19 protein-coding genes are annotated in these 19486 nt (G+C 61.3%); 12 read left to right on the top strand and 7 right to left on the bottom strand.

Translation table 11 applies throughout. The features are described 5' to 3' along the window. Positions 1–160 precede the first annotated feature (160 nt). The 4 genes from FH08_RS0113540 to FH08_RS0113525 form a co-directional block, all read right to left on the bottom strand. Positions 161–1348, bottom strand: coding sequence for an ADP-ribosylglycohydrolase family protein (locus FH08_RS0113540; RefSeq protein ID WP_031358835.1), 1188 nt, complete (start codon positions 1346–1348; stop codon positions 161–163). 71 nt (positions 1349–1419) lie between these two features. Then, positions 1420–2721, bottom strand: a complete 1302-nt coding sequence (locus tag FH08_RS0113535; RefSeq protein ID WP_031358834.1) for a sugar MFS transporter — start codon at positions 2719–2721, stop codon at positions 1420–1422. Between the two features lie 113 nt (positions 2722–2834). Further along, complete coding sequence (locus FH08_RS0113530; protein ID WP_035566163.1) at positions 2835–3872, bottom strand: LacI family DNA-binding transcriptional regulator; 1038 nt, start codon at positions 3870–3872, stop codon at positions 2835–2837. A gap of 70 nt (positions 3873–3942) precedes the next feature. Continuing rightward, entirely contained in the window at positions 3943–4782 is an 840-nt protein-coding gene (locus FH08_RS0113525) for a LysR substrate-binding domain-containing protein (protein ID WP_031358832.1), read from the bottom strand. 139 nt (positions 4783–4921) lie between these two features. Between FH08_RS0113525 and FH08_RS0113520 the strand changes: the two genes are divergently transcribed. Together FH08_RS0113520 and FH08_RS0113515 are read left to right on the top strand one after the other, a co-directional pair. Continuing rightward, on the top strand, positions 4922–5635 hold the full coding sequence (locus tag FH08_RS0113520; protein WP_031358831.1) for a haloacid dehalogenase type II: 714 nt from the start codon (positions 4922–4924) through the stop codon (positions 5633–5635). 22 nt (positions 5636–5657) lie between these two features. Continuing rightward, positions 5658–6458, top strand: a complete 801-nt coding sequence (locus FH08_RS0113515) for an aldolase (RefSeq protein WP_031358830.1) — start codon at positions 5658–5660, stop codon at positions 6456–6458. A 141-nt stretch (positions 6459–6599) separates the two neighbouring features. On the opposite strand, the gene FH08_RS49485 is transcribed toward FH08_RS0113515, so the two are convergent. From FH08_RS49485 to FH08_RS0113495, 3 genes are all read right to left on the bottom strand, one after another. Beyond that, positions 6600–6791, bottom strand: coding sequence for a LysR family transcriptional regulator (locus FH08_RS49485; RefSeq protein WP_031358829.1), 192 nt, complete (start codon positions 6789–6791; stop codon positions 6600–6602). 35 nt (positions 6792–6826) lie between these two features. Next, positions 6827–7486, bottom strand: a complete 660-nt coding sequence (locus FH08_RS0113500) for a M24 family metallopeptidase (RefSeq protein WP_031358828.1) — start codon at positions 7484–7486, stop codon at positions 6827–6829. Positions 7487–7673: 187 nt separating this feature from the next. Beyond that, complete coding sequence (locus FH08_RS0113495; protein WP_031358827.1) at positions 7674–8549, bottom strand: LysR substrate-binding domain-containing protein; 876 nt, start codon at positions 8547–8549, stop codon at positions 7674–7676. 288 nt (positions 8550–8837) lie between these two features. On the opposite strand from FH08_RS0113495, the gene FH08_RS0113490 reads away from it, so the two are divergent. The 10 genes from FH08_RS0113490 (at position 8838) to FH08_RS0113445 (ending at position 19481) form a co-directional block, all read left to right on the top strand. Further along, the gene (locus FH08_RS0113490) at positions 8838–10538 is read left to right on the top strand and encodes a 5-guanidino-2-oxopentanoate decarboxylase (RefSeq protein WP_031358826.1); all 1701 of its coding nucleotides are present in this window, start codon (positions 8838–8840) and stop codon (positions 10536–10538) included. Next, positions 10535–12010 (top strand): aldehyde dehydrogenase family protein, encoded by a 1476-nt coding sequence (locus FH08_RS0113485; protein WP_031358825.1) that lies wholly within the window; start codon positions 10535–10537, stop codon positions 12008–12010. Before FH08_RS0113490 ends, FH08_RS0113485 begins: the two co-directional genes overlap by 4 nt. Positions 12011–12033: 23 nt before the next feature. Next, a complete protein-coding gene (gene speB / locus FH08_RS0113480) occupies positions 12034–13005 on the top strand; it encodes an agmatinase (protein WP_031358824.1) in 972 nt (323 codons plus the stop codon). Between the two features lie 239 nt (positions 13006–13244). Next, the gene (locus tag FH08_RS0113475) at positions 13245–14339 is read left to right on the top strand and encodes an ABC transporter substrate-binding protein (protein WP_031358823.1); all 1095 of its coding nucleotides are present in this window, start codon (positions 13245–13247) and stop codon (positions 14337–14339) included. Further along, positions 14336–15265: an ABC transporter permease gene (locus FH08_RS0113470; protein WP_031358822.1), complete on the top strand. Its 930-nt coding sequence runs from the start codon at positions 14336–14338 to the stop codon at positions 15263–15265. The genes FH08_RS0113475 and FH08_RS0113470 overlap by 4 nt, the downstream gene beginning before the upstream one ends. Beyond that, positions 15262–16119: an ABC transporter permease gene (locus FH08_RS0113465; RefSeq protein ID WP_031358821.1), complete on the top strand. Its 858-nt coding sequence runs from the start codon at positions 15262–15264 to the stop codon at positions 16117–16119. The genes FH08_RS0113470 and FH08_RS0113465 overlap by 4 nt, the downstream gene beginning before the upstream one ends. Before the next feature lie 25 nt (positions 16120–16144). Further along, a complete protein-coding gene (locus FH08_RS0113460; protein ID WP_031358820.1) occupies positions 16145–17218 on the top strand; it encodes an ABC transporter ATP-binding protein in 1074 nt (357 codons plus the stop codon). A gap of 49 nt (positions 17219–17267) precedes the next feature. Next, positions 17268–18035, top strand: coding sequence for an amino acid ABC transporter permease (locus FH08_RS0113455; RefSeq protein ID WP_031358819.1), 768 nt, complete (start codon positions 17268–17270; stop codon positions 18033–18035). After that, a complete protein-coding gene (locus FH08_RS0113450; RefSeq protein WP_031358818.1) occupies positions 18032–18688 on the top strand; it encodes an amino acid ABC transporter permease in 657 nt (218 codons plus the stop codon). The genes FH08_RS0113455 and FH08_RS0113450 overlap by 4 nt, the downstream gene beginning before the upstream one ends. A 67-nt stretch (positions 18689–18755) precedes the next feature. After that, complete coding sequence (locus FH08_RS0113445; RefSeq protein WP_031358817.1) at positions 18756–19481, top strand: amino acid ABC transporter ATP-binding protein; 726 nt, start codon at positions 18756–18758, stop codon at positions 19479–19481. Positions 19482–19486 lie beyond the last annotated feature (5 nt).

Below are 19486 nucleotides of genomic sequence, written 5' to 3'. Positions count from 1 at the left end.
TCAAAATTAATAGCCCATACTTCGTTATCCCGACGACCAGGCGTGTCAAGTTTATTTAAATTTAGTAAAACTAACTGCACCCAGGCCAACGATGCTGGGCAAAAACCTTCTACTACACAGCGCAACGCCTTCTCCCTCGCGCCGCGGGATGCCGAGACATCTATCGCGCCAGTTGCGCGTCCAGCGCTAGTTTGTCGCGCACGCGGCTCTTCCACGCGTCGCGGGCACGATCCGCGTCGTGGATGGCTCGCACCGTCTGCGTGAAATGATCTGCGGCGTTTAGCAGATTCATCCGGTTCGTTTGGTCGAGCTTGTCGCAAACTCCGGCGTCGATCACCTTGGCGCCGTGCATGGCACCCAGCACCGCGCCTGCCATCACGCCAATTGAGCCGGTGTCGCGTCCCGAATTGATCCCGTCTTCAATCGTGCGATTGAAGTCGCCGTCATTGATCAACGCGAATCCCAGCGCCAAGGGCAATTCCTCGATCGAGAGGCGCCGCGACGGCCGATAGCCATCGATCGCAACAGCGGTCTTTCCCTCGGTGAGTTGCACGTCGTCGCCCATTGGCGAAAAGCGCGAGATAATCCAGTGAAATTCCGCAACGATCCTGTCATAACGCTCGCCACGCAAACGGATTGCGGCGTCCGCGATCGCGGCAATGGCGGCCCGGGTGCCGTCCTTCGCCACGCTGATGGCTGCCTCGATCACCTGCTCGATCGTTGTTCCGGGTATCAAAGCCGCGGCAATCGCACTGGCGAACACCCCGGCTGCTTCCAGCCCATAGCTCTCCTGATGACCGCTGGCAAAAGCGATCGCTTCTTCATAAGCACCATGCGGATCTCCCGCATTCACGACCCCCACCGGCGCGATATACATCGCCGCGCCACAATTGACCATGTTGCCTATTCCGCCCTGACGCGGATCACAGGAGGTGAGTTGATGACGCTGAAAAATCCACCTCTGCGGATGGAACAGCCGCTCCATGAGCATTGTTTCCCGCTGCAGTTCAGGCACCCATCTCGGCGTCCAGGCAATCTGGCGCACCATGCCGCTTGCCATATCCCACGCGTCAAGGTGCCGGCCCGTTTCGTTGTAGACCGTCATCAGGCAAAGCACCATGAGCGTGTCATCGGTGACAATGCCGTTCCCGCGTATGCATCCCTTACCATCGTTTTCGCCCCAAGCCATTCGATGCGACTCGGTATCGAGTGAGCTGACCCGGCCATAAAGCTCCCGGATTTCCTGCGCAGAAAGCTGCTCGACTGTTGACCCAAGGGCGTCGCCGTAGGCGATCCCATACAGGAGTCCTCGAACGCGATCCTGCAATGTCTGGTGGTTGCTACTCACAGGTTATATCCTCATGCTTGGTTTGCATCGCTGCTGCGTGCACCGCTTCTATGTGCATCACGCTGCGATAGTTAGGGAACTTTTATCATCGACGCACGCGTGCCCACTGCATGACCGTGCAAGCCGTAGTACACGATGTACGCGTAGCAGCAGACGGTTATCGCCATGTAGACCAGCTGGAAGTCGTATATTTTCTTCAGGTGTGCAAAGAGTTGCGGCATCACGGCGCCGCCAACAATACCCATGATCAGGAACGCAGCGCCCGCTTCGGTGAATCGGCCAAGCCCTTTGATGGCGAGCGGGAAGACGGCCGGCCACATCATGGCGTGGGCGAAACCGAGCGCTGCAATGCACGCGATCGCGCCATAGCCGTGGGAAACATAGCTGGCAACGCTGAGCAATGCAGCCAGAAGCGCCGAGATGACCAGGTAGCGCTGTTGTGACACAACCCGGGGAACCAGCGATCGACCGACCGTGTAACCGACAAGCATGGCGAATATCGTGTAGGACGTGAAATGCTTGGCCTCGTCGATCGGCAGATGCAGACTTTGACCGTAAAGCCCGATTACCCCTCCAGCCAGCACCTCCGCGCCCACATACACAAAAATGCATAGGACGCCGAGCCAAAGATGGGGAAATGAAAAGAGGCTCCACGCAGGCTCTGCGCTACGCGTGGTGGCGTTGGCGGACGAGCACGTGATGTCCGGCAACGACGAGCGTGCAACGCACACGGCCATGACAACCAGGACGGCCGCGAGCGTGAGATACGGCCAATACAATCGCGAGGCAAATTCGTGAAGGAGTGCCTGGGCAATAATCGGCGTTGGCGCGCCTTCAACCCGCTTAACGAACTCCCCGAGGCCGCCCATGATCAATGCACTGAATGCGAACGGCGCCAGGACGCCCCCAGTCTTATTGCAGATGCCCATGGCGGCCACGCGCCGGGCAGCACTATCAATAGGTCCCAGGATGCTGATGTACGGGTTGTAGGCGGTCTGCATCAGCGACAGGCCCGCTCCGATCGCGAGCAGGCTGCCGAGTATGCCGGGGTAGCTGTGCATCCCGGAGAACTGACTGAACGCCAGCGCTCCGATCGACATCACGCCGAGGCCCGCGGCCATGCCTCGTTTCATCCCGATCCGCTTCAGTAAGAACGCGTAGGGCAGCGCCAGGATGAAATACGGAACATAGAAGACAACCGTGATCAGAAGCGCCCGTATGTCGTCGAGCCGAAACGCCAGTTTGACGAAGACCGTCAGCGGTCCGTTAAGCCAGCTGAGCGCTCCGGTCGTGAAGTACAGCATGCCGATGATTATCATCGGGCGCCGGTACAACCCCCGTGGCGCCTCGACAACCGGTCGAGTAGTAAGCATGATCCAATCTTCTTTCAGTATTTTTGAAAACGTCCCCTGTTTATGGGAACGTTCCCAAACTACGCTGAAAAATTATTCGCCGCAATCTTTTCAGGTGTTTTACTGCCCCCTGTCTACGCGATTCGTCGCGCGGATGCACCGCAAAGGTTTGCGAGCGATCCTCGTTCGACCAGAGTGCACGGAAGATATAGCCGCTTGCCTCTGTTCGCGTCAGCGTTGCCGTCGAGCAACCACTCAACCGCTTGCGCTCCAATCTGCCGGGCGGGTTTCTCGATAGTCGTCAGCCCGGGCCAGGCGAATGCACCCGCCTGAATACCGTCGAAGCCGAGAATGGAAACGTCTTCGGGGCATCGCAAGCCCGCCTCCCGCACCGCGCTCATCGCCCCGAGCGCCATGAGGTCGTTGGCGGCCATGACGCACAGGTGGCCACGACGGCGCGCAAGCAGGCGATGCATGGCGAGGCGGCCACCTTCGGCCGTGTAGTCCGCATCCTCAATCGATAACGCAGCCGGGTCAATGCCGTGCTCGGCGCAATGTTCATGGACCGCGCGCAGGAAGCGCGCATGAGCAAGCCGTACCTTCTGCCCGAGGATCAACGCCGGACGTTCATGACCCATGGAGAGCAGGTAGTCCATGCCGAGCCGCACTCCCTGCTCGATGTCGGAACCGACCGAACAGGCGTCAGGAAACCGCTCCGCGCTCGATCCAATCAAAATGCAAGGCAGCCCGAAACGATCGAGGTCACCGAGACTATCCGTCACTGCATTGAGGATCGCGCCGTCGACGCGCGCGCGCATCAGCGTGTTCAAGTGCATCAGCTCCTTTCGCGCGCACCAGTTCGACGAGAAAATCAGAATGGACGTGTCTGCATCGGCAGCCCGATCCTGCGCGCCACGCGCGACTTCGCCCCAGAAAGGATTTGCAATATCGGGTAAGACAAGTCCCAACATGCCGCTGCGGCCCGAACGCATGCTGACTGCCAGCGCATTGCGGGTATAGCCAAGCGCATCAGCCGCGAGCAGCACCTGCTTCCGCGCTGAATCGGAAATGTTTGGTGCGCCCGCCAACGCACGCGCGGCAGTGCTTTTGGAAACGCCTGCGCGCTTCGCCACGTCGATGATCGTCGGCCTGTGGCCGGAAAGCGTCTCCATAGTTGCTCTCTTGGTATTGGGGTAGTTGTTTTGCGAACGATATCACCAATCGAAGACACGCTAAACAGTGCTAAACCTTGATCTCTGCACGCAGGAATTCGATCAACGCCTGCTGGACCGCATTGAGCGCGCCGCCCGTGCTTACCAACGCAAGCTCGGTTGGCGGCAAGTCGGGTAGACCCGTACAAATACGATGTTCAGGAAGCACGGCGGTCGTAGGCAAGACCGACACGCCAAGCCCCGATGAAACAGCCGCCTGGATGCCGGTCAGGCTATGACTCCCGAACGCTACTCGCCAGCGCCGGCGCGCTTTGTCGAGACCACGGATCGCGCGTTGCCGGTACACACACCCTTGCGGAAACAACGCCAGCGGGACCGGTTCATCCGTCAGCTCAACGCCTTCACCCTTTACCCAGACGAGGGATTCGGGCCAGGATGCCAGGCACTCACCGCTGCCCGGTTCGCGCTTGAGCAACGCAATCTCGAGCTCGCCTGCAGAAAGCTTACGCTGGAGATCGACACTCATGCCGCTTACCGTTTCAAGCCGTACGCCGGGTTTCATCTTCACAAATCCCGACAGCATGGCTGACATGCGGCGCGCATCGAAATCCTCGGGTACGCCAATGCGCACCGGTTCGAGCGCCACGTCGCTGGTCAACGCATCCTGCGCCTCCGTTGATAACGCCAGCAGCCGCCGCGCATAGTGCGCAAGCAGCTCTCCATGCTCGGTAGCGCTCACTTGATTGCCGGTCCGATCGCGCAGCAAGAGCGTGCGGCCAACCGCTGCCTCCAGCTTGCGGATCTGCTGGCTCACCGTCGACTGGGTCCGGTGGACGCGTTCACCGGCGCGCGTGAAGCTGCCTTCATCGACCACGCAAACCAACGTGTTCAACAACTCGAGATCTAGCACAAGCCACCGCCGCGTTATTTGAATTTCGATTGACCTTTAGAGTTTAATTTAATTTCCAAATATCGATCAATACTTTTACGCTTGCGGCATGCATTCAACTTCATCGCTCAACTAACTCACTCAACTAAGCAAACAAATCATGGCTCTTAACGCGCTTGAACACAGCCGCCGTCCGCAATGGCTTACCTTCGATTGCTACGGCACCTTGATCCAGTGGGATGAAGGTTTGCAAGCCGCGGTCCGCAAGATCTTGTCCGCCAAGCAAACAGAGGCGATCGATCCGGCCCGGTTCATCGGCATTTATGATCGGCATGAACATGCGCTTGAGCAAACCTCGCCGCATCGATCGTTTCGCAGCGTGAGCGCGGATGCATTACGGCTCGCGCTCGATGAGCTAGGCTTGCACAGCGACGCAGACGACGCCCGCGTGCTAACGGACAGTATCTCCGCCATGCCGCCGTTTCCCGAAGTGACCGGTGCTTTGGAGCGGCTTAAAGGGGCGGGGTATCGTCTGTGTATTGTGTCGAATACGGATGACGAGATCATCGCCGGCAATGTTGCGCAACTTGGTGGGTTGGTCGATCGAGTCGTCACGGCGCAGCAGGCCGGAGCTTACAAACCATCGAGGAAAATATTCGATTATGCTTTCGACTCGCTTGGCGTGACGAAGGACGACGTGGTTCATATCTGCGCCAGTCCGCACCTCGATCATGCGGCCGCGCACGAGGTCGGCTTTCGCTGCGTGTGGATCGATCGTGGTACCGGCCGCACGGTGCTGCCGGATTACACACCCGACGCCACGCTTGCAACGCTCGATCAAGTACCTGTGCTATTCAGTAGACTCGGCTGGTAAATTTTCAGGGTAATCACTCATCATGGCTCACTCGCTTTCAGTCGGCAGCGCCGCTGCTCCCTCGCGTATCTCGCGGCTCGATTCCGGGCTTGATTCCGACGCCGTCATGCAGGCGCGCATCGAACTTGCCGCGTGCTTTCAGCTTGCTGCGCAACGGGGTTACGAGGAAGGGGTTTGCAATCATTTCTCTGCAGTCGTGCCCGGACACGACGATCTGTTTCTCGTCAATCCATACGGTTATGCGTTTAGCGAGATCACTGCGTCGCGCCTGCTCGTTTGCGATTTCGAAGGGCATGTCATCGCAGGCGTTGGTCAGCCGGAAGCCACCGCGTTTTATATCCACGCGCGGTTGCATCGATCGAAACCGCGGGTGAAAGCGGCTTTCCACACGCATATGCCGAATGCAACGGCGCTGTGCCTGATCGAAGGGCCGCCGCTTTTGTGGCTCGGGCAGACGGCGTTGAAGTTCTATGGCCGCACCGCCGTCGATGAGAACTACAACGGCCTGGCGCTGGATGAGTCAGAGGGAGATCGTATTGCCGACGCCATGGGCGATGCCGACATCCTGTTCCTGAAGAACCACGGCGTGATGGTGGCGGGCGCCAGCATTGCGGAGGCTTGGGACGATCTCTATTATCTGGAGCGCGCCGCAGAGGTTCAGCTCAAGGCCATGAGTAGCAACCAGCCGCTCAAGCCCGTGGCGCACGAAGTAGCACAGCGCACGTATGAACAAATGCGCTTGGGCGATGCAGAAAGCGCCCGTGCGCATCTCGACAGCTCGATACGCATATTGCGCAATCAGGGGAATGGGTTCGAACAATAGGGGTGAATCTGCGCTTATCCGGAAGCGACAACGCGTTGCCGCTTCCGGGCTGCGATGTCATGACCATCGCTCCGGCCATCGCCGACCACGCACCACGTTATTGAACAGGAATGCAATAACCAACAACAGCCAAGCACACGTTCACCGTCCTCCGTCCTCCGTAAAGCCTACGAAGCGACGCGTCCGCTCGACAATAACCAGCCCCAGTTCCGCCTCGAGCTTACGGATGGCCGACGACAGCGCGGGTTGGGAAACGTGACAGGCCTCTGCCGCTCGCGCGAAATGTTTTTCACGCGCCAACGTGACGAGGTACTCGAGGTGCCGAATGAACATTGCGTCCTTTGTTAGCTTGTCTTCGCCGACACGACTCAGCCAAGCAGGTCTTCGTAGAACGATCCGAACGGCCTCGTAGGATGAGCAAGCTGAATCTCCAGGATCCAGAGCCCGGCATCCGGATGCGGCTCGAAATTCCCGAGATTGCCTGCCTTGAATATCGCGTGCGGGAAATCGCTCACGCGATGCCCCTTGATGTCGAGGTTCAGTTTCCACCCAAGCGCTGACGCACGCCCCGTCGCGAAGTCGTACAACGCCGCGCCGCCGGCTCCCGTCGTTCGCCAATGATGCTCGACCTCATCGAAGACGGTCTTTGCCGCCTCCGCGCACGCTTTCATCTCCGGGTCTGCACCGACCACGAACGTCGCGCCCGCATCGCCTTCATGTCCTTTCCATACGACGCCGAGATCGACAAAAAAAATGTCGTCGTCTTTCAGGCGCGGATCTCCCTCGGAACGTTGCTTGAACGTGCGCAAGGTGTTTTCTCCGAACCGGATCAGGATGGGATGCCAGATGCGCTCCATCCCGAGTTCCTGCAGAACTTGCTTGCACTCGGTCACCGCTTCCGACTCGAGCATGCCGGGCTGAATCCGCACCGCCACCTGTTCGACGACTTCCCACGTTTTGTCGCGCGCGTAGTGCATCGATTCGAGGACGAATTTTTCGCCCACTGCTTGTTGCGTGTCAGTGCTCACCCAATCTCTCCAGCTTCGTTATATTCGGTTAAATATATCGATGACCACTAGGAAAGTCCATTTTCGTGCCTCTAAGCGGACGGGAACGGTATGATTCCTTGCGGCATCCTGGTCATATTCTACGCGGGGCCGGCTAGCGTCCTGATTGACCGGGCCTGCGCACTCTGATCACTGAGACCTCGAGTCGTCAGCCCTCTCCATTCGCCCCGAGCCACTCGCGAAACAGGTTCACCTTGGGCTGGTGCGCGAGGCAATTCGGGTAGACGAAGTAATAGCGGGCGCCCGTCGTGAGCACAATATCGAACGGTCTCGTGAGGCGCTTCGACGCAACATCTTCGCTCACGAGCGAGCAGTCGCTGATCGCGACGCCGAAGCCTTGCGCCGCCGCATTCGTGGCCAGGTCGAGCGTTTCGAAACTCTGCCCAAGGTCGGCATTGATCTCGGGCGCATCGGCATGGGCGAGCCACATCTTCCAGTCGCGATGGTCGCGCGTTGGATGCAGCAGTGTATGCCGGGCAAGATCGGCCACGTTATCGAGCGATTTTTTCTCCAGCAACGAAGGCGCGCACACCGGCGTCAGTTGCTCCTCGAAAAGCGCAATCGAATGAACGTCCACGCCCGGGGACGAACCATAAATGATCGCGGCGTCGAACGGCTCGACCTGGAAATCGACGTCGTGCTGCCAGGTGGTCGTGAGTTGCAACTGGATCTCAGGGTACTCCGCCTGGAAGCGCATGATCTTCGGCAGGATCCAGCGCATCAGGCAGGTGGGTACCTTCAGCGCGAGGTCGGTACGCTGCCGGGTCAGCCGCAGTGAAATCTCCTCGATCCGCGAGAAGCTCTCTTTCACGGTCGGCAATAGCTGCTCGCCTTCGTTCGTCAGCGCGAGTCCCTTCGAGTGCCGCGTGAACAGCGGAAAACCGTAGTACTCCTCCAGCGTCAGGATCTGGCGGCTCACGGCACCTTGCGTCAGACAAAGGTGATCGGCAGCACGCGTGAAACTGCGGTGGCGCGCGACCGTTTCGAAGATTTGCAGCGCATTCAGCGGCGGCAGGCGGCGCATTCTCGTTCCCTTCCTGCATTTGAAAAAGTCATGGCGACCGGGTGTGCATTCCGGCCAGAGGTTTGATAGATGCACGGGTCTAACGCTGCATATATACACCGAATTTAACGCCTCGCGTCGCCTGAAAGCACTGCTCCCCTGAATAAGCCCATGAGCCAAAAACATGGCGCGCATGCAAATTCATCGATTGCCGTTCACGTGCCATCCACCAAGAATGCATCAACACGCAAACTCCGGAGAAAGGCATGTACCGGCAACGGATCAAACGGATCACTCCGCAGGAATCTCATGAATTCGCCTGAAAATATCTCGCTCTTCGGTCACGCGAGCGGACACTGCGCTCCCCGTCCAGTCGACACGCAGACCTGTGGCGAAGCGCTCGTGAGGCTGCTCGAGCACTACGGCGTTGAACTGGTGTTCGGCATTCCCGGCGTCCATACCGTCGAGCTGTATCGTGGACTGGCAACGTCGACGCTGCGCCACATCACCCCTCGCCACGAGCAGGGCGCGGGCTTCATGGCGGACGGCTATGCGCGTGTTACGGGAAAACCCGGTGTGTGCTTCATCATTACCGGACCGGGCATGACGAATATCGCGACCGCGATGGCGCAGGCTTATGCCGATTCGATCCCCATGCTCGTGATCTCCAGCGTGAACACCACGCGCCAGCTCGGCGGAGGAACGGGACGCCTGCACGAGCTGCCGTCGCAGCGCAACGTATTCGCCGGGCTCACCGCGTTCTCCCACACGTTGCTCGATGCTGACGAACTACCGCAGGTCCTGGCGCGCGCGTTCGCGGTGTTCGCCGCCGCGCGCCCGCGACCGGTTCACATCGAGATTCCGCTCGATGTGATCGTCGCCCCTGCTCGCGACGCGACATCCCGTTGGGTAGTGCTGCCCGCGAAGGCGGCCGGCGCGCCGGCTGCCCTCGACGAGGCGAGCGCCCTGCTCGCCGCCGCGCGCCGACCGCTGATCCTGGCCGGTGGCGGTGCTGTGGCGGCGGCGCCCGAATTGCGCGCACTGGCCGAACGCCTGCAGGCGCCGGTGGCGCTCACGATCAACGCGAAGGGCCTGTTGCCGCGCGGCCATGAGTTGTCGATCGGCTCGACCCAGTCGCTCGCCGCGACGCGCGCGCTGGTGCGTGAGGCCGATGTCGTGCTTGCGGTCGGCACCGAACTGGGCGAGACGGACTACGACGTGGTGTTCGACAACGGCTTTGCGATCGACGGCAAGCTGATCAGGATCGACATCGACGCTCAGCAGGTCATGCGTAATTTCCGGCCTGACGTGGCGATTGCAGCCGACGCGAAGCTCGTGCTCGCCGCGCTGGACCAGAGGCTTGCCACACGCCCGTTGCCACCACGCGATGCCGATTGGGGCGCCCCGCGCGTAGGCACTGCGCGAGCTGCGGTCAATGCCGGTTACGACGCGCCGATCCGCTCGCAGGCGGTGCTCTTCGATACCGTATTGAGCGCCCTGCCCGATGCAATCGTCGTGGGCGATTCAACGCGCCCCGTGTATGCAGGCAATTTCGTCTTCGAAGCGTTATCGCCCAGGTCGTGGTTCAACTCATCGACTGGCTACGGCACGCTGGGCTATGGCTTGCCGGCTGCGATCGGCGCTCGGCTCGCGTCGGGCAAGCGGCCCGTGATCTGCCTGATCGGCGACGGCGGCTTGCAGTTCACGCTGCCTGAACTGGCGAGCGCTGTTGAAGCGGCTGTACCGGTCATCGTGCTGCTCTGGAACAACCGGGGTTATGCCGAAATCAAGAAATACATGGTTGAGCGCGATATCGAACCGATCGGCGTCGACATCTATACCCCGGACTTCCTTGCGCTGGCACGCGGTTTTGGCTGCTGCGCCGCGTCTGCCCATACGCCTGCCGCGCTGGCGGACGAACTGAAGCAGGCCGCGGGGCGCCGTGTGCCCACGTTGATCGAAATCGACGAACAGAAGTGGTTCGCCCACGTCCCGGGAGACCTGACATGAACGCTCCGTACGACACTCAATTCCTGACGCAGCTTTATATAGATGGCCGCTGGGTCGACGGCGCACTAGGCCGCACGATTGCCGTGGTTAACCCTTCGACCGGGACCCACCTGGCCGACGTGGCCGCGGGCACCCTGGCCGACGTGGACCTGGCCGTGACGTGCGCGGCTCGCGCGTTTCGCACCTGGCGGCACACGACCGGCGCCGAGCGTGCAGGCTACCTGCGCGCAATCGCGGCGGAAGTGGAAGTGCGGCGCGACCGTCTCGTGATGCTGCAATCGCTTAACAACGGCAAGCCGCAAGCAGAAGCGCACATGGACGTCGACGATGTGATCGCGACCTTCAGCTACTACGCTCAACTGGCTGAGCAACTGGACGACGCAAGCGGTGCAGAAGTCAGCATCCCCAGCATCGGGCACCGTGCGCGGATTCTCCGCGAGCCCGCCGGCGTGGCCGCGCTGATCGTGCCCTGGAATTTCCCGATGGTAACCACGGCATGGAAGCTCGCCCCGGCGCTCGCGGCCGGCTGCACGGTCGTGCTCAAACCCTCTGAAATCACGCCGCTGCCCGAACTCGAACTGGTCTCGGTGATCGCTTCGGCCGGCTTGCCAGCGGGTGTTTTCAACGCGGTGACGGGTACCGGTGCGGACGTAGGCGCGCCGCTTGTCGCCCACGCCGGGGTTGCGAAAGTATCGTTTACCGGTAGCACGAGTGTCGGCCAGACCGTGATGAAGACCGCCACCGACACGCTGAAAGGCGTGAGTCTCGAACTCGGCGGCAAGTCGTCGATCATCGTGTTCGACGATGCGGACCTCGACATGGCGGTCGACCTCGTCGAAGCAGGCGGCTTTTTCAACAGCGGCCAGATGTGTTCGGCGACGAGCCGCGTGCTGGTCGCGCGCGAACTCGCGCCCACCTTGCTGGCGAGGCTTGTCGAGCGCGTGGAACGGATTGTCGTCGGCGACCCGTTCGCGCTTGACGTGCGGATGGGGCCGCTCGTGAGCCGTGCCCAATTCGACCGGGTGCGTGGCCATATCGAACAAGGGATTGCCGACGGAGCGCGGCTCGTCACGGGTGGCGGCCGGCCAGCCCGTGCACCGGAGCAGGGCTTTTTCATCGCGCCGACAATTTTCACCGATGTACCGCCGACAAGCGCCTTATGGCATGAAGAGATCTTCGGCCCGGTCCTGTGCGTGCGCGCGTTCGACACTGAAGAGCAAGCCGTCGGCATGGCCAATGACAGCGAGTACGGACTGGTGGCGACCGTCGTCACAGAAGACGAGGCGCGCGGCGAACGGGTCGCTCGTGCGCTTGAGGCCGGCGTGGTGTGGGTCAACACGCCGCAACTGATCTATCCGCAGACGTCGTGGGGCGGTTACAAGCGCAGCAGTATCGGGCGGGAACTGGGTCCGTTCGGACTCGCCGCCTTCCAGGAAATCAAGCAGGTGCTGACGCATCGTCAGTCCAGCTAGCCCGTCTATCAAAAGGATTTGCGATGAACCACGATAACCCATCCGACAACCCTTTCAACCAGCCGCTCGGCGGTAACCAGATGCCGCGCTTCGCGGGGCCGGCAACGATGATGCGCCTGCCGAGCGCAACCTCGGCCGAGGGGCTCGATGCCTGTTTCGTCGGCGTGCCGCTCGACATCGGCACGTCGAACCGGGCGGGCGCGCGCTTCGGCCCGCGCGCGATCCGGGCCGAGTCGTGCCTGCTGCGCCCGTACAACATGGCGACCCGCGCGGCGCCGTACGACAGCATCCAGGTGGCTGACATCGGCGACGTCGCGATCAACACGTTCAATCTGCAGAAGAGCATGGACATCGTCACTGAAGCGTATGACGAAATCATCGGGCATGGCTGCGTGCCGCTCACCATGGGCGGCGACCACACGATCGTGCTGCCCATCCTGCGCGCGATGAAGAAGAAATACGGCGCGGTTGGCGTGGTTCATGTCGATGCGCATGCGGATGTAAACGACACCATGTTCGGCGAGAAGATCGCTCACGGCACGCCGTTTCGACGGGCGATTGAAGAAGGTCTGATCGACGGCAACCGCGTCACGCAGATTGGCCTGCGCGGCACCGGCTACACGGCGGAGGATTTCGACTGGTCGAGGTCGCACGGCATACGGGTCGTGCAGGCCGAGGAGTGCTGGTACAAATCGGTCGCGCCGATCATGGACGAGGTGCGCGCGAAACTGGGCGATGGCCCGGTGTACCTGAGCTTCGATATCGACGGACTGGACCCGAGTTTCGCGCCCGGCACCGGCACGCCGGAAATTGGCGGGCTGACGATCTGGCAAGCGCTTGAAATTATTCGCGGCTGCCGTGGGCTGGATATCGTGGGATGCGATCTGGTGGAAATTTCACCGCCGTACGACCCGTCCGGCAATACCGCGCTGGTCGGCGCGAACCTGCTGTACGAGATGTTGTGCGTGCTGCCGAAGGTGAAGTACAGGGTGTAGGCAGTTCGTTGGATTAAAGGTCCGCGACCTGCCATGCACATTTGGCATGCCACGACCTGTAAAAACCAGCCATAAACCGCCTGAGCCATGTGCTTTGATCATGGCAGACATGACGATATATCGATTGTGATGGCTATTTTGCGATCCTAACATTTTCATGCACGGGCAACAGCGGACGGATACGACCGTTCGCCCGGCGCGTAGATCAGACATCTCACTTAACCATCACGGAGTCGGCGATGAAAAAATTCAGCACGGGACGGCGGCAAGCCGTAAAGACGATCGGCGCAGCGCTCGCGGCGTCCGCGTTGCCGGCGCCGTTTCTTAATCTCAGAGCACAGGAACACAATTTCTCGGGCAAGACGCTACGTCTGCTGACCTGGTCAGACGATACGGGAACTGCCGCGCTGCACAATATCGCCGCGACCTTCTCGGCGAAAACCGGCGCGAAGGTGATTGCGGACCGCGCGGATGGCACCTCCGGCATGGTCGCCAAGGTGAAGGCCGCGGGCGACCGCCCTACCTATGACGTCATCACGCTCGCGGGCGTAGGCGCCTCGGGTCTCGGCGATGCGGGCCTGCTCGTCAAGCCCGACCTCGACAAGCTGCCCAATCTCAAGGAAGTGGCGGCGCGGTATAGAACCGGCGCGGATGGTTTTGGTGTCGGCTACCTGCTGTGGTCCGATGGCCTGATCTACAACACATCGACCGTCAAGACGCCGCCCGGGTCGTACGAAGCGCTGTGGGATCCCAAGTACGCCGGCCGCCTGTTCCTGCCGCCGCCCGAGTTTGCCGAGGCGGTCGACTTGGCGATCATCGCTGCAAAAATGTCGGGCGGTTCGCAGCAGAACATCGATCCGGGCTTCAAGAAGCTTACCGAACTGAAGGACCGCGTGATGACGCTCGGCGAGAATCCGAATCAGGTCGCGGACCTGTTTCGCACGGGCTCGCTCGATATCGGCGGCATCTATTCGCCCGCGTTCTTTCCCGACCAGATCAGGAAGCCCGAATACAAAATGGGCGTGACGTACGGCATGAAGGAAGGCTTCGCCACGCAACTGATGTTCACGGTGATTCCGAAATCGCACCCTGGCGACCTCGACCTGATTCACGCGTTCATCAACCATTCGCTCGATGCCGGCGTGCAAGGCAAGATGGCCGCCGACGTGCTGAACGGCCCGGTGAATTCGAAGGCCATCATTCCCGCCGAGAGCCTCAGGTTTGTGCCGAGCCCGAAGCAGATCGCGGAGAAGTCCGTCCTGCACGATGACAAGTCACTCGCCGTGGTACAGGCTGCGTGGATCAAGCGCTACACCGAGATTTTCTCGGCATGACCACGATGGCTGAACTCTCTTCGCAGCGCGCCGGACCGGGGGCGCCGGACCAGCCGGTAGCCCCCGTATCGGCAACCGCGCTCGCCCGCGCGCGGCCGTGGCTACTGCTCGCCCCGATCCTCGCGTTTCTCGCGGTGCTCGCGGCGGCGGCCCTCGTGGTCCTGCGCATGAGCTTCGGTGCGCAGGGCGACGAGTGGCACGGGTTCACGCTGCAAAACTACGCGAACCTGGCCGATTCGTATTTCCTGAAGGCGCTGTGGCTCACGCTGCGGCTCGCGTTCCAGAGCATGGTGTGCGCGGTGCTGCTGGCGATTCCGGTCGCGCTTGCGATGGCGCGTACCGAGTCGCGGCTGGCGCGGCGCCTGCTGCTGGCGGGCGTGCTGTTGCCGCTGCTCGTCAACCTGCTGCTGCAAGGCTATGGCTGGCTCGTGATCCTCGGCCCGGCAGGCTTGCTCAATCACGCATTGCTCGCGAGCGGCGTGATCCAGCGTCCGATGCAATGGCTTTATCGTGAGCATGGCGTGTTGCTTGGCTTGATCCAGACTGCGTTTCCGCTCGCCGTGCTGCCGTTGTCGAGCGCCATGCGCGCCGTGTCGCTCTCATACGAGGAAGCCGCGGCAACGCTTGGCGCAACGCGCTGGCAGACGTTGCGTCACATCATGTTGCCGCTCGCGATGCCCGGGCTTGTTTCAGGCGCACTGCTCGTGTTCGCTTACAACGCAAGCGCGTTCGCAGTGCCGCTGCTGCTTGGCGGCCGGCGCGTGCCAATGCTCGCCGTGCTGGTGCATGACGAGGTCTCGCCGCTGTTGAACTGGCCGGCGGCCTCCGCCTCCGGTGTGGTGCTGATGGTCGCCACACTCGCCGTCATGGCGATCTCGCAGAGCCTCGTGCGCCGCACCCAACGCCTCAAGGAGCCGTCCGCATGAGCACCCCCTACAATCGTGTGCGTCTTCTGCCCGCGACCATGCCGGGCCGGCTCGGCAGGCCCGCGGCGCTGCTCGCGGCCATCGTCCTGTTCCTTGCCGCCCTGCCGATCCTGACGATGATCCTGATGTCGTTCAGCGCGTCGGACACGCTGGAATTCCCGCCGCCGGGCTACAGCCTGCAGTGGTATCGCGCGGCATGGCGCAGCTTCGTCTCGCCCGATGCAAGCGACTCGCTTTCCATGGGTACCGCGCTGACGACGAGCCTGATCGTCGCCGTATCGACGATGATCATCGCGACGCTGGTCTCGGTGCCCGCTGCGTATGCGTTGAGCCGCTACCGCTTTCGAGGCAAGTCGGCCGTAGAACAGCTTGTTGCGCTGCCGCTCGTCTATCCGCTCGTGATGCTCGGGCTGTCACTGCTGCTCGTCTTCAACGTGCTGCCCGTGGAACTCGGCGTGTTCCGGCTCATCATTGCGCATGTGATTCTGGCGCTGCCGTTCACGGTGAAAAACTGCGCGGCGTCGGCGGCGTCAATTGGCCCGGAGTTCGAGGAAGCTGCTTGCGTGATGGGTGCGAGCCCGCGCCGCGCCATGTTCGATGTGGTGTTGCCGCTGATGCGCCCCGGCATTTTGGCGGGCATGCTGTTCGCGTTCATCATCTCGTTCAACGAGTTCACGGTGACGTTCTTCCTGTACGGCATCAACACGATGACGTTGCCGGTGTGGCTCTACAGCCGCACGGTGTCGTCGCTCGACCCGACCGTGTTTTCGTTCGCGGTCTTTATTGTTGCCATCGACTTTGCGCTGATATGGCTGCTTGAAAAGTTGATTGGCGACGAAGGTGTCGCGCTCTGAGCATTCAAGAACATAAGGAACCCTCATGACTCATCTGACACTCCAGGCCGTGACCAAGCGCTTCAACGCTGCATACGCCGTCGACCACGTCGACCTGAGCGTCCCGGACGGCAAGCTGGTCTGCTTTCTCGGCCCGTCCGGCTGCGGCAAGACGACCTTGCTGCGCATGATCGCGGGGCTCGAGACGCCGAGCTCCGGCAGCGTCACTTTCGCGGGCCGCGACATCACTCACTTGCCGGCGAACCAGCGCGACTTCGGCATGGTGTTCCAGTCGCTGGCGCTGTTTCCGCACATGAGCGTTGCCGAAAATATTGCGTACCCGCTGCGGCTGCGCAAGACGAGCAAGGTCGCACAAGGGCAACGCGTGGCCGAACTGCTCGAACTGATCCAGCTGCCGCACATGGCGAACCGGCCGGTCACGCAACTGTCCGGGGGACAGCGTCAACGCGTGGCTATCGCACGTGCGATCGCGTCGTCGCCGAAACTGTTGCTGCTCGACGAGCCGCTCTCTGCACTCGACGCCAAGCTGCGCGAATCGATGCAGGTCGAAATCCGCCTGCTGCAAAAGCGCCTTGGCATCACGACGATCATGGTCACGCACGACCAGCGCGAAGCAATGACGATGGCCGACGAGATCGTCGTGATGGAAAAAGGCCGCATTGCGCAGGTCGGCAAGCCACTCGACATCTACCGCAACCCGGTCAGCGAGTTTGTCGCCGACTTCATCGGGCTCGGCAACATCCTTCCGGTCACGCATGACGGACGCGGCGGCGTAAAGCTGCCGGGCGGCCAGCAGATCGTCGTGGCTGATGGGGCATGGATGCCGGAATCCACGGCGGACATCCGCCTGCTGATACGTCCCGAAGATGTCTGCGTGAAGCACGTCTCGACCACCAGCGGTCCTAACTATCTCGCCGGTACGGTGACGTTTATCCGCGATGTGGGTGCGACGCTGGAAGCGACGATCGACTGCGCCGGCTTCACGCTGACAGCCGCCACCACGCAGCGCGAAACGCCCGGCCTCGCCCTCGGCATGCCCGTGCTGGCCGAATTGCCTGCGCACGCCTGCAAGCTGATCGCGGCGCGTCCGCTGCATTGAGCCCATTCATTCGATTTCATTGCCCTGACCTCACCATGAGCAACCCGCCATGACCTACGTGTTCGATTTCAGCGGCTTCGGCATCTACGCGGGCATGCTCGCGCGAGGCGTCGCGGTCACTCTCTGGCTTACTGCTATCTCTACAGTACTCGGCGGTTTAGTCGGTATCGCAGGCGCAAGCATCAGCGTCGCCGGCCCTCGTTGGGCCCGGACGATGATCGCAACCTACGTCGAGCTGATACGCAATACGCCGTTCCTCGTGCAGTTGTTCTTTGTGTTCTTCGGGCTGCCGGGTCTCGGCATTCATATCGACGAAATGCAGGCTGCAGTCCTCGCGATGACGGTTAACTTAGGCGCTTATGCGACCGAAATCGTCCGCGCCGGTATCGACTCGATTCCGCGTGGCCAGGTGCAGGCAGCGCAGGCTCTGGGATTGCAGGGACGTCAGGTGTTCCGCCATGTGGTGCTGCCGCAGGCGCTGGCCAATGTGTTTCCGGCGCTCCTGAGCCAGGTGCTGATCGTGATGCTTGGTTCCGCCGTGGTCTCGCAGATCTCGGTGCCGGACCTGACGTCTGCGGCCGCCTTCATCCAGTCGCGTAACTTCCGCTCGTTCGAGAGCTACCTGATCGTCACCGCGACCTATCTGTTCCTGTCGATCGTCTTGCGCCAACTGTTGAACCGGCTGGGCCGGGGCCTTTTTGCCGGACGCTCGCCGCGCACACCAAGCGCGCCGGCTGGCCCGCCGAACTGGCGCAACGGCTGGACCCTGTTCGGTGGACGCCGTCCGCAGACGTTGGCAACGGAGCGCTCGCAATGACCGAATTCACGCTGTGGGATATCGCGCGCAATCTGCTGCTCGCCGCGCGCTGGACCGTGTTGTTGTCGTTGATCGCTTTCGTGTGCGGCGGTGCAGTCGGACTCGTGCTGCTCGCCATGCGCGTGTCGCCGTTGCCATGGATGCGCCGTGTGGTCTCGCTCTATGTCGAGCTATTCCAGGGCACGCCGCTCGTGATGCAGTTGTTCCTCGCCTTCTTCGGTCTGCCGCTGCTGGGCGTGGAAGTGTCGCCGTGGGTTGCCGCCACCGTCACACTGACGCTCTATACCAGCGCGTATCTCGCCGATATCTGGCGCGGCTGTGTCGAAGCGGTTCCGCGTGGCCAATGGCTGGCTGGCGCGAGTCTCGGCATGACGTTTGGCCAGCAGTTGCGCTACATCGTGTGGCCGCAGGCGAGGAAGATCGCGGTCGCACCGACCGTCGGATTTCTGGTGCAGGTCGTCAAGAGCACCGCGCTGACGTCGATCATTGGATTCATCGAACTCACGAAGACCGGCTCGATGATCACCAACACCGTATTCCGCCCGTTTCCGATCTACGGAATGGTCGCCCTGCTGTACTTCGCCATGTGCTTCCCGTTGACGCTGTATGCGCGGCGTCTGCAGCAGTTGCAACACGCACAGACGCGCCGGTGACACGGTCACCGCGCCGCGCCCTCAAGTAGATTTGCTCAACGAAGCCCAATCAGGAATGGATTTCACGATGATCTCAATCAACAATGTTTCGAAGTGGTACGGCCCGTTCCAGGTGCTGACCGGCTGCACGACCGAAGTCAAAAAGGGCGAAGTGGTCGTGGTGTGCGGACCTTCGGGTTCGGGCAAGTCCACGTTGATTAAAACCGTGAACGGACTCGAGCCGTTCCAGAAGGGCGATATCACGATCAACGGGCAATCGCTCGGCGACAAGAAAACCAACCTTTCGACACTGCGATCGAAAGTCGGCATGGTGTTCCAGCACTTCGAACTGTTCCCGCATCTGACGATCGTGCAGAACCTGACGCTGGCGCAGATCAAAGTACTGGGCCGTTCGAAGGACGAAGCCGCAGCGAAGGCGCTGAAGCTGCTGGATCGCGTCGGGCTGAGCGCGCATGCGGACAAGTTTCCGGGTCAACTGTCAGGCGGTCAGCAGCAGCGGGTTGCGATTGCACGTGCACTGTCGATGGACCCAATCGCGATGCTGTTCGACGAACCGACCTCCGCGCTCGACCCCGAGATGATCAACGAAGTGCTCGACGTGATGGTCGAACTCGCGCAGGAAGGCATGACGATGATGTGCGTCACTCACGAAATGGGCTTTGCACGAAAGGTTGCGCATCGCGTGATCTTTATGGACAAGGGTCTCATTGTCGAGGACGACAAGAAGGAGGATTTTTTCGCGAATCCGAAGTCCGACCGCGCGAAGGATTTTCTCGCGAAGATCCTGCATTGAAGTTC

The organism is Caballeronia sordidicola (genome assembly GCF_000729995.1).
GTDB classification, from domain to species: domain Bacteria; phylum Pseudomonadota; class Gammaproteobacteria; order Burkholderiales; family Burkholderiaceae; genus Caballeronia; species Caballeronia sordidicola_A.
Note: the sequence above shows the minus strand (reverse complement) of the source record. Positions and strands in the feature narration are given on the sequence as shown.